The sequence below is a fragment of the Desulfobacterales bacterium genome (assembly GCA_029211065.1).
Classification (GTDB): Bacteria; Desulfobacterota; Desulfobacteria; order Desulfobacterales; family JARGFK01; genus JARGFK01.
Genome location: JARGFK010000177.1, coordinates 1 through 5,399, shown reverse-complemented (window position 1 = coordinate 5,399; position 5,399 = coordinate 1). Strand labels below are relative to the sequence as shown.

The window sequence follows — 5,399 nt, the reverse complement described above, 5'->3', positions numbered from 1 at the left end:
GTTCCAGATGAAATTTTTGCGGCTGCCGGAGACAGGCTGTAACGGAACCAGGTCGACACCTTGAACAGCAGGCCGATGGCGAAAACCCCAAGGGCAACATAGAGACTCACAGTAAAAAACATGGTTTCTTCCTAATTAAGCCGTTTTCGTTTCATATCCGGCAACGCTATTGCAAATTGCCGCTTTTTTTATTGAGCGGGTTGGGCCCCAGGCTGCGGATATGCTCGGTCATTTCCTTGGCATAGGCGGCAAAGGTCGGCCCTTCACCGGACGTCAGGTTATACATCCGCACGCGGTCCGCTTCGATGCCGATTTCTTCCAGCAGCAGACGCACATGTTCCACCCGTTCCCGGGCGCGGAAGTTGCCTTCATTGTAATGACAGGCCCCTTCCAGGCAGCCCACCACATAAACGCCGTCGGCGCCTTTCTGGAAGGCCCTGAGAAGGTGGATCACATCGACTTTGCCGGTGCAGGGGACCCGGATGATATTGATGTTTGCCGGATACTTGAGTCGCATGGAACCTGCCAGGTCCGCAGCCGAATATCCTCAGTAGTCGCAGCAGAACGTAATTATTTTCGGTTCAAAATCCGCCATTATTTATTCTCCGCCAACAACGCATCTATTTTACTCATAATCTGATCATCTTCATAATAGCTCAAATCAATGGTCTGCCGGGGGCAGACACAGGCGCACACGCCGCAGCCGTGGCAAAGGGCTTCGTCAATCTCGATGGCGCGTTCTTTTTCATTAAAGACCGGAACGTCAAAGGGACAGGAGCGCACGCAGGTCAGGCATTTGACGCAATGATCCAGATCGACCTTGGCTGTTATGGCCGAAAGTTTGATTTCCGGCTTTGACAGGAAGGTGATGGCCCGTGAAGCAGCTGCGAGGGACTGTGAAATGGTTTCTGAGATTAATTTGGGGCCGTGGGCCGTGCCGCACAGGAAAATACCGTCGCCGGGCATATCCACCGGCCGCAGCTTGACATGGGCTTCAATGAAAAAGCCTTCGGGATTGCGGCCCAGTTTCATGACGCCGCTCAGTTCGGCGGTGTCCGCAGCGCTAACCCCCGCACTGAGCGCCAGGAGATCCGCCGGCAGCGCAATATTGCGCCGGAGGATTTCATCCCGGACCGTCACTTGCAAGCCCGCTGGCGTTGCTTCCACCTGGGGCGGCGAATCGACTTCAAAACGGATGAAGACAACCCCTTTTTTGCGGGCTTCGGTATAGGACTCTTCGACCATGCCGTAGGTGCGGATATCCCGGTAGAGCACATAGACCTGGGCCTCGGGGTTGAGGGTTTTTATCTCCAGGGCGTTTTTAACGGCGCTCTGGCAGCAGATGCGGGAGCAGTTGGGGTTTTCTTCATTGCGGGAGCCGACGCACTGAATCATCACCACGCTGGAAATATCGGTCATTTCCTTTTTATGGAGCATCTCACCCAGCTCCACCTGGGTCACCACCCGCTTATCCTTGCCGTATTCAAATTCCTTGGGCGTGTATTCATTGGCCCCGGTGGCAACGATAATGACCCCGTGTCCCACACTGCGTTTTTCCTTTTCAGGCCCGATGCTGAGCTCCGTGGAAAAGTTGCCTTTGTACCCGCCAAAGGCGGTGATCCGGGCATCTGTGATAACTTCGATATTCTGGGCGGACCGGACCTGTTCCGTGAGGGCCTTGAGATACAGCTGTATATCGCCGCCGTCGATGGTATGGTAAAGCCGCCGGGCCATTCCGCCCAGATCGGATTCTTTTTCAGTCAAGACCACCTTAAAGCCCTGGCGGCTGAGGTCCAGGGCGGCGTTCATACCGGCAATGCCGCCCCCGATGACCAGGGCCTGCTTGTTGACCGGAATGACTTTTTCTTCCAGTTGTTTGAGCTTCGAAGCCCTGGCCACGGCCATGTGCACCAGCCCTTTGGCTTTTTCGGTGGCCAATTCCGGGGCGTCGGAATGGACCCAAGCGTCCTGATTGCGGATATTGGCCATTTCAAAAAGGTATTTATTGATGCCGCAGGCTTCCATGGTTTCCATGAAAATAACTTCATGGGTTTTGGGAGTGCAGGCTGCCACCACAATCCGGTTGAGGCGGTGCTCTTTGATGAGCGCCTTCATTTTTTCCTGGGAGTCCTGGGAACAGGTGAACAGGTTCTGGGTCACGTAGGCCACGTCCGGGAGCGTTTTGGCATAGGCCTCGACGTCATTGACATCCACGACGCCGGCGATATTGACGCCGCAGTTACAGACAAAGACGCCGATGCGGGGGTCTTCCAGGGCCACATCGATCTTTTGGGGGCGCTCAACAGTTTTGGTGTCGGTGCCCCTGGCCTCGGCCAGGGCGGACCCGGCAGCGCTGGCGGCTGCACTGGCCTGGGTGACGGATTCCGGAATGTCTTTGGGGCCCTGGAAAATGCCGCAGGTGTAAACGCCGGGGCGTGAGGTGGAAACCGGCGCAAAAGGTTCGGTGGCGATAAAATTGTAAGGCGTCAGATCGATCGCCAGGCGCTTGGCGAGATCCACCGCGGATTTCGGGACCTGCAAACCCACCGACAAGACGACCATATCAAAGGTTTCGTTTTGCGCCAGGCCGCTGTCGTCGATATACCAGACGGTTAAATCGCCGGTTTCAGGGATTTCGGTAATTTTGTTAATGCGGGATTGGACAAAACGGACGCCGTCCTTTTCCTTGGCCCGGAGATAATATTTTTCATAATCCTTGCCGAATGAGCGGATATCCATGTTGAAAATAGCGCAGTCCAGCTTGCCGTGGGCGTGTTCCTTGGCGACCATGGCCTCTTTGATGGCGTACATGCAGCAGACCGAGGAACAGTAGCCGTTGCCGCACCCGTTGGTATCCCGGGAGCCCACGCACTGGAGCCAGGCGATCTTTTCAGGGTCTTTTTGGTCCGACGGCCGCGCCAAGTGCCCCATGGTGGGACCGGATGCGCTCAAGATGCGCTCAAACTCCAGGCTGGTCATGACGTTGGGGTTCTTTTTATAATGATAGAATTCTTCAAACACAGTGGGATCAAAGGGGTCGGCGCCGGAACTGACGATAACCGATCCCACCTGAATATGCCGCTGGACGGCCTCCTCTTCATGGACCACGGCATTTGCCAGACAGGCCTCGACGCACTGGTAGCATTCCGAGCAGTAGCCGCAATTGAGGCAGCGCTGGGCCTCGGCCTGACCGCCGGCCTCATCGTACCCCTGCTCGACTTCACTGAAGTTGCCGGCGCGCTGGGCAACCGGGAGCTCCGGCATTTTTGCCCGGGTCTGCCGGGGCATGTCTTCCGGTACCGGCCGGTAAACCGGGTTTTCTGTGGCGGCGGCTTCACGGCCCTGGGCCATATCCTTGCCGTCCAGAAAGCGGACAATGGATTCAGCAGCCTCGCGGCCGGCGGCAATGGCGCCGATGGCGACCCAGGGGCCGGTCTGCAGGTCCCCGCCGGCAAATACGCCCTTGCGATCGGTAGCATAGGTAACCGGGTTCACCTCGGTGGTGCCCCAGCGGGAAATTTTAAGATCGGCGACATTTTCGAGGGTGGAAATATCCGGCCGTTGACCGATGGCCGGGATAATCTGGTCGAGCTCGATGTCATATTCGCTGCCGGGTATGGGTATGGGTCTTTTGCGGCCGGAAGAATCCGGTTCGGTCAATTCCATGCGGATGCAGCGAAGCCCCTTCACTTTGTTGTCCTGCACCAGAATTTCCTGGGGGGCGGATAAATACGTGATGACGGCGCCTTCGGCTTCGGCAGCCTGGATTTCTTCCTCCCAGGCCGGCATTTCCGTACGGGTGCGGCGGTAAATGATGTAGACTTCTTCTGCGCCCAGACGAACGGCCGAGCGGGAGACGTCGATGGCAACGTTGCCGCCGCCGATGATCGCCACTTTCTTTCCAACCTTGGTGGCGCCGGTCAGATTCAACTCTCTTAAAAACTCGACGCCCTGCTGAACCCCATCGGCCTCTTCTCCGGGAATGCCCAGTTCGATTCCCTTGTGGGCGCCAAGGGCCAGATAAACCGCCTGAAACCCCTTGTTGAGCAGGTCGTCCACGGACATGTCCGGGCCCAGGGGTGTGTCTGTTTTGATTTCAACGCCGAGGTTGGTAATCAGTTCGATTTCCTGATCCAGGACTTTGCGGGGGAGGCGATGTTCGGGTATTCCCACCCGCAGCATGCCGCCGGCCTTGGGAAGGGCCTCGAAGATGGTGGACAAAACCCCTTTGCGCGCCAGGTGATAGGCTGCTGAAAGTCCGGCAGGACCGGAACCGATGATGGCCACCTTCTCCTGCCGGGGCGGCAGGCAGTCAATTTTAATATCGCGGGGGTCGAACCTATCCGCCGCCAGCCGCTTCAGATCCCGGATCGCCACCGGCGCATCCACCTCACAGCGGCGGCAGGCGTCTTCGCAGCCGTGGGGGCATATGCGCCCCAGAACTCCCGGAAGGGGAAGCTCTTCCATGATGATTTCCAGGGCTTCCTGATACTTTCCCTGTTTGACCATCTGGACATAGCCCTGGACGTTCAGTCCGGCCGGGCATGCCAGGCGGCACGGGGCGTTATCCTTTTTTTCAATGGCATAGGCGCCGGGGATGGCCTGGGCATACTGTTTAAAGGCGGCTTTGCGGACGGACAGGCCCCGGTCGAATTCGTTGGGAAGTTCGACGGGGCAGACCTTGGCGCAATCGCCGCAGCTGGTGCATTTGGAAAGGTCGATGAAACGCGGGTTTTGCTGCACGGTAGCGGTAAAGCGACCTTCTTCACCCTTGAGATTAATCAGTTCCGCATTGGTGATCAGTTCGATGTTCAGATGCCGGCCGACCTCGACCAGTTTGGGTGAAATAATTCACATGGTACAGTCATTGGTGGGGAAAGTTTTATCCAGCTGGGCCATCAGTCCGCCGATGGCGGTTGATTTTTCCACCAGATAAACATAGTATCCTGATTCTGCCAGATCCAGTGCGGATTGCATGCCGGCAATACCGGCTCCCACAACCATTACGGATCCGCTCGTATTTGATTTTGACGCTCCCATGTTGACTCCTCTAAGGTTCAGGTGAGGCGAGGTTGCTTTTCCGGGACAAAAAATTTCCTGAAAAAATAACGACTTAAATCAATTAAAAACCATTTTTTTAAAAGATCCAGAAAAAATACCAAAAACAACCCTGAAATTAAGATAAGGTGCCAATATGCCACCAGAATAAATTTTTTGTCAAGGGATTTATACAGAGATTTTGCCGGCCTAAAATAATCCGGATTATAAATTCAACAGGTTAAGAAACGCCTCCTGGAACAGCAATTTTGACTGAAAGTGATAAGTCAATGCCATTAACTTAAGCGCGTAAAATAAATCTTAAACATATAATATTATTAACAAAATAGTTGATTTATTGG

At 55.3% G+C, this 5,399-nt stretch carries 2 protein-coding genes; both read right to left on the bottom strand.

What is annotated here, in order from left to right:
• Positions 1–166: 166 nt before the first annotated feature.
• On the bottom strand, positions 167–595 hold the full coding sequence (locus tag P1P89_21920) for a hydrogenase iron-sulfur subunit (GenBank protein ID MDF1594176.1): 429 nt from the start codon (positions 593–595) through the stop codon (positions 167–169).
• Positions 595–5,040 carry an FAD-dependent oxidoreductase gene (locus tag P1P89_21915; protein MDF1594175.1) on the bottom strand — a complete coding sequence of 1,482 codons (4,446 nt, stop codon included), beginning with the start codon at positions 5,038–5,040 and terminating at the stop codon, positions 595–597. Before P1P89_21915 ends, P1P89_21920 begins: the two co-directional genes overlap by 1 nt.
• Between the last annotated feature and the right edge of the window lie 359 nt (positions 5,041–5,399).